At 62.4% G+C, this 5472-nt stretch carries 4 protein-coding genes; all 4 read right to left on the bottom strand.

What is annotated here, in order from left to right:
• A partial coding sequence (locus VGU61_RS00490) for an ankyrin repeat domain-containing protein (RefSeq protein WP_326857130.1) occupies positions 1–2462 on the bottom strand: 2462 nt, incomplete at its 3' end.
• A 125-nt stretch (positions 2463–2587) separates the two neighbouring features.
• A complete protein-coding gene (paaK, locus tag VGU61_RS00485; RefSeq protein ID WP_326857128.1) occupies positions 2588–3916 on the bottom strand; it encodes a phenylacetate--CoA ligase PaaK in 1329 nt (442 codons plus the stop codon).
• Positions 3917–3952: 36 nt separating this feature from the next.
• Positions 3953–4420: a hydroxyphenylacetyl-CoA thioesterase PaaI gene (gene paaI / locus VGU61_RS00480; RefSeq protein WP_326857127.1), complete on the bottom strand. Its 468-nt coding sequence runs from the start codon at positions 4418–4420 to the stop codon at positions 3953–3955.
• Positions 4421–4436: 16 nt separating this feature from the next.
• Positions 4437–5228, bottom strand: a complete 792-nt coding sequence (paaG, locus tag VGU61_RS00475; protein WP_326857126.1) for a 2-(1,2-epoxy-1,2-dihydrophenyl)acetyl-CoA isomerase PaaG — start codon at positions 5226–5228, stop codon at positions 4437–4439.
• Positions 5229–5472: the final 244 nt, after the last annotated feature.

Here is a 5472-nt window from a genome sequence, read left to right as displayed (position 1 = left end):
ATCGCCGCCCGCTGATTGAAAAAGCGTGCCCAGCCGAAAACATTCTCCCCATGCCTGTCCCGCGCACGGGGATCGGCGCCCTGATCGATGAGCCATCGGATCAATTCGGGATGATTAAACTGCGCCGCAACCATCATCGGCGTCTCCCCCCTGCTGCCGGGCGCCGCCTCATCCAGTGGAAAGCCGCGCTCCTTTAGCATCTGCATGCAGGCGATGCAGCCGCGCCGGGCCGCATGATGCACGATCTTCCATCCGTGCCCGTCAGTAATATCAGTGCGCGAGCCGGCATCCATCAGCACCTTCGCAATTTCCACATCCGCTTCGTACAAGGCCACCATCAGCGCATTGCGGCCGGCCTTGCCCGGTATCGGGCTGCGGTTGAGCGCATTGACGTCGGCGCCATGCTCCAGCAGCAGGCGCACCAGCGGCATGTTGCGGCGCGCGCTCGCCATCATCAGGAGCGACGAACCGTTTTCCGCGAAGGCACCGGCGTCCGCCCCGTTGCTGAACGCTTTTCGAAGCTGCTCGATATCGCCCCGGTCGAAGAGGGTCATCAAATCATCGTCAACGTCGGTCTGTAACGTATTCGCTGCGGAGCGCACCGGCGTGCCGGTGTCGAAGAAGGGTTCGCCCGCATCCCACAAGAATGCGGCTGCGAATAGAAGCGCAACACCGATCATTGCCATCCTCAGCCTGCGCGCCCAAGGCGGCGCAGGGCCGGCGTCATCCGCGGCGGCAATGAACGGGCTGCCCGCATGCGCCCCGAGGACACCGGCATCGAGCACGCTCCTGATCTCCGCAGCGATCGCCTCCACGACGGTCGCAAACGGTATGCCGCTGCCGAGAGTGATGTTTGCTCCCTTACCGTCGGGCCGGACGGCGACGATGCGGTAGAAATCGGTGCGGCGATTTCCCGCCACCTTGGTCATGCCGACCGAGACCTCGATGCGGCGCAACTCCGCTATCGTGATGGCGATGGTGCGATCGCCGAGCAGCCACTTGTCATGAACGGTCAGCCGGGCCCGCATCACCGTGATCCTGCGTTCGTGCGTCGCGCAGTAAATGGCTGCGACGGCAAGTCCCGCACCGACCGCCAACAGCAGGACTCGGAACAGCAATGCCTGCATGCCGGACGACGGCATGCAGACAGCAATCAGCACGAAGACTGCGGCGACGGCGGCAAAGGTAAACACCATGCCCTTGTCGCGTCCCTTGGGATAGGCGATCTCCAGTCCGTTGCCACTCCGCCTGACCGTCGCGATGTGCGGGGGAATTTCGACCCTGCCGGTGCTGCCTGCGGCGCCGTCTGCGCGGCGGTCAAACGACGGTGGCCGGACGGCTGTGATGGCTGCGGCATCGCCCGTTTCTGCGCGACCGATGACGATGTCGAAGGCCCGGTCCAATGCGAGGTCTTCCGTCTGTACCCGTATCTGCCAGCGATGGTGACTCCCATCCTCTTCCGACGACGGCGGAAGATTGCCGGGTGGATGAAATGCAAAGACGATGGATTCGCCGACGCGGCGCACCGGCTTCTGCTGCTGCCAGACGGTGCGGTAACGGGTGTCTTCGCCGGTGGTATCCACCTGTTCACAGACCAGCGAGACGAGATAGTTTGTATCGGAATCGGCAGGCTTGGCGAAACCGATCTGTCCGCCGATGACTTCACCGAGCCGGGGTGCCGGGGATGCCAGTGACAAGGTCAACTCTCCGAACCGCCGCCATGCCAGCGAACTTCGGACGGCGGCATACAGGAGGTAAAGGCCGACCAGGGGGAAGATCAGAACCAGCCAGATGAGTCCGCCCTGACGTCCCGCATCGGCAAGCGCAATGCCCGCAATGGGGAAACTCAGCAGATTCCAAAAAACTGCAAACAGCCACATACCCCGCTTCGCATTGCTGCCGTCCGAAAGAATGCGACGGGAATTCCGGCGAGGGAGACTGGGTAACGGCCCATCCGGCGGTGCACGCAGTGTTTTCCACAGCATCCAGAATGCCCCGATGCCGACGGCGGGAAACAGCGTGGCGAACGGAATATGGAAAACCAGCTGCATCCATCGTATATCGCGGTCGATGATCGCCTGTTCCGGACGAACCGGATTGACCCATATCGTGACCGGCTTCGCGCGGGTTTTCGCCTGCGTCAGGCGTTCGTGCCAGTCCTTGTGCCAGGAACCGATGTTGTCCCAGCCGGAATCCGCCAGCCCGACGCGCGTCCCTTCGTAGGCCTTGCCCCAGTATTCATACCGGTACCGCGCCGTTACCTTATAGGTGGTGGTTTTGCTGCTGCGGCTGCTCTTGAGTTCGGTGTCGAGTACCTGGGCGGACACCGGTTCCCAAGATTGTGTTTTGTGCCAGTTGGCCAGCATGCCTTGCACAGGCAGCAAGCCGCCGAACAGGCCCGCCACGGAAAAGGCGATGCCGAACAGCAGGCAAATGACAACGAGGAGAAATCGATCTTTCAAGCCGGCCTCGCGGAAAGAGTGCGGGAAGCGCTTGTTGACCAAGCGGGCACATCTTAACCGAGGCCGGTTTCTGCGTCACACCTTCTTGCCAAAACGGCCAATTACCATCGAACGGCCGGCGATGCTTAACGCTTTTCCTTCGGCCGCTTGTCGATCACCCTCCGGGCCTTTCCGGTCGCGGTGCGTTCGATCGTATCCGGCTGCACGACGCTGACCCGCGTCGTCACGCCGACGAATGTCTTGATCTGCTGCTCCATCGAGCGTGTCAGTGCCTCCACGTCGGAAGCGCCCAGCCTCGCCGCCGCTTCGATGCGCATTTCCGCCCTGACTTCCAGTTCGTCGAGATGGCCTTCCCGCGTTACGACGAGCTGGTACTGCGGTGCGAGATCCGTTTGCTTCAGGATCAGCTCCTCGATCTGCGTTGGGAATACGTTCACGCCGCGGATGATCAGCATGTCGTCGGAGCGGCCGGTGATCTTGCCGATGCGGCGCATCGACCGCGAGGTCGGCGGCAGCAGTCGGGTGAGGTCGCGGGTGCGGTAGCGGATGATGGGCAGCGCTTCCTTGCTCAGCGAAGTGAACACGAGTTCGCCCTCCTCGCCGTCCGGCAGCACCGCACCGGTGTCGGGATCGATGATCTCCGGGTAGAAATGGTCTTCCCAGATCACCGGGCCGTCCTTGCTTTCAATACATTCGTTCGCCACGCCCGGCCCCATCACTTCCGACAGCCCATAGATATCGACGGCGTCGATGCCGGCCCGTGCTTCGATCTCGCTGCGCATCGCCTCGGTCCACGGCTCGGCGCCGAAGATACCGATTTCGAGCGAGGTGTCAGCGGGATTCAAACCCTGCCGCGCGAATTCCTCCACGATGTTCAGCATGTAGGATGGCGTGACCATGATGATGCGCGGCTTGAAATCCCGGATCAGCTGCACCTGCCGCTCGGTCTGCCCGCCCGACATCGGGATCACGGTGCAGCCAAGTTTCTCAGCGCCGTAATGCGCGCCCAAGCCGCCGGTGAACAGGCCGTAGCCATAACCGATATGGACGATGTCGCCCGGACGACCGCCGGAGGCACGGATCGAACGCGCCATGACGGTCGCCCAGGTATCGATGTCATTCTTGGTATAACCCACCACGGTCGGCTTGCCGGTGGTGCCGCTCGATGCGTGGATGCGCACGACCTGCTCGCGTGGCACGGCAAACATACTGAACGGATAGTTGTCCCGCAGGTCGTTCTTGTAGGTGAAGGGAAAGCGCGACAGATCCGCCAGCGTCTTCAGGTCGTCCGGGTGCACGCCGGCCGCATCGAACGATTTGCGGTAATGCGGCACGTTGTCGTATGCGTGTCGCAGTGACCATTTCATCCGTTGCAGCTGCAATGCCTGCAGTTCGTCCCTGCTGGCAGTTTCGATCGGTTCGAGTTCACCGGGTTCCGGTCTGCGATGTGCCATGTGTGTCTCCTCTTTTATCCGGACCGCTGCGACGATTCACCCCTTGTCCATCGCCGCGCCGATCACGTCTCCGTTGATCTGAAAGGACTTTCCTCGGAATACCGCGATGCAGGTGCCGTCCTGGTTGGTCACCGTAATGTCGTATACACCGGTCTTGCGGGAACGCACCTGCTCGACCGCTTCCGCCTGCAGCACATCGCCTTCGCGGCCGGGACTCAGGTATTCGATGCTGCAGCCGGACGCCACCGTATTCTGGTTGTAGCTGTTGCAGGCAAACGCGAACGCGCTGTCGGCGAGCGCAAAGATAAAGCCGCCGTGACAGGTGCCGTGGCCGTTGAGCATTTCCGGCCGCACCTGCATCGTCATGCGTGCATATCCCGGACCGATCGCGGCCAGTTCCATGCCCAGCGCCTGCGACGCCCGGTCGCGGGTGAACATGGCAAGTCCGGCTGCTTCGGCCAGGCTTTGCGGATCCATCGGCGGCAGATCGCCGTGATCATTCATGATGCGATCGCCATCGTCATTTCCCCTTGTATTGCGGCGCGCGCTTTTCCATGAATGCGTTCACGCCTTCCTGATAATCGTAGCTGCGTCCCAGTTCGCGCATCAGGTCGCATTCCAGCGCAAGCTGCTGCTCCAGCGTATTCGCCGGGCTGGCGTACAGCGCCTGCTTGATGCGCGACAGGCCGAGGGTCGGCGCATTGGCGAAATGCCGGGCCATTTCATCGGTCTCGCGCGCGAGTTCGGTATCATCGACGCACTTCCAGATCAGGCCCCAGCTTTCCGCTTTCTCCGCGGTGAGCTTGTCGCCCAGCATCGACAGGCCCATGGCCCTTGCCGTGCCGAGCAGACGCGGCAGGAAGTAGGTGCCTCCGGTATCGGGCAAGAGGCCGAGCTTGCAGAACACCTGGACGAAGCTGGCTGACCGGCCGGCGATCACGATGTCGCATGCCAGCGCAATGTTGGCGCCGGCGCCCGCCGCCACGCCGTTGACGGCGCAGACCACCGGAAAGGGCAATGCGCGCAGGGCGAGCACCAGCGGCGCATAGTATGTTTCGATTGCCTTGCCGAGGTCGGCGCCGTCCGGACCCGGCGCCACTTCTCTGTCGGCGAGATCCTGGCCGGCGCAGAACCCGCGTCCGGCGCCGGTCAGCACCAGCACACGGACCGACCGGTCGGCACGGATCGCGTCGAGCGCATGCTGCACTTCGCGATGCATCGCGCCGGTGAAGCTGTTGAGCTTGTCGGGACGGTTGAGCGTGAGGCGGGCGATGCCGTCGGTGATGGTGAAGAGGATGTTTTGGTATTGCATTTTGTCTCCTTGCGGCTTTTTGATATGACCGGCCTTTGTAATGACATCCGTAAAGCTCCTTCCCCCTTTTAGGGGGGCGTAGCAGGGAATTCGGACAGTATGCTGTCCACCTGCGTAGCGGATTGTCCGTAAGGGCAATCCGCTTAGCTGGAATGGGGGTGTGAAGGTTGAGCTATCGCATGCAGCAGTCCAACCTTACTACCCCCACCCTAGCCCTCCCCCTGAAAGGGGGAGGGGACCCGGC

The organism is Noviherbaspirillum sp., assembly GCF_035944575.1.
GTDB lineage: Bacteria > Pseudomonadota > Gammaproteobacteria > Burkholderiales > Burkholderiaceae_D > Noviherbaspirillum.
This window is presented reverse-complemented; position numbering and strand designations above follow the sequence as displayed.

Coding starts and splice junctions, on each gene's coding strand:
- paaK (WP_326857128.1), bottom strand. CDS start 3,916: ATGGCACATCGCAGACCGGAACCCGGTGAACTCGAACCGATCGAAACT.
- paaI (WP_326857127.1), bottom strand. CDS start 4,420: ATGAATGATCACGGCGATCTGCCGCCGATGGATCCGCAAAGCCTGGCC.
- paaG (WP_326857126.1), bottom strand. CDS start 5,228: ATGCAATACCAAAACATCCTCTTCACCATCACCGACGGCATCGCCCGC.